Below are 286 nucleotides of genomic sequence, written 5' to 3'. Positions count from 1 at the left end.
AATCCTCTCCGCTCACTTTTTCAAGCGCTAAACGAAGGTCATTTACCTCTACATTTTCAAATGCATGCTCCGTCAAATAGTATCTCAATCCTTCGTAAAACGCATCCACACCTAAATATTCTCTGAGCATGTGCATAATAGCCCCACCTTTGGAATAACTGTGTGAATCAAACATGTCTTCAGCATTTTCATACTCAAATCGAATCAGGTCAACCTGAGTAATTGCTGCTTCTGAAAAGTAATTCTCTGTCTCTGCAATCAGCTTCAGCTTAGCTTCATCTACACC

General features: G+C 40.2%; 1 protein-coding gene. It reads right to left on the bottom strand.

Annotated features, from left to right (window positions below; genetic code table 11):
- Window positions 1–286: M1 family aminopeptidase (locus JEM65_RS21425; RefSeq protein WP_262895275.1), on the bottom strand; the 286-nt coding region annotated here is incomplete at both ends.

Origin of the sequence: Gelidibacter salicanalis (genome assembly GCF_016469035.1) — a bacterium.
Classification (GTDB): domain Bacteria; phylum Bacteroidota; class Bacteroidia; order Flavobacteriales; family Flavobacteriaceae; genus Gelidibacter; species Gelidibacter salicanalis_A.
The sequence above is the reverse complement of the archived record's forward strand: the minus strand, read 5'-3'. Positions and strand labels throughout refer to the sequence as shown.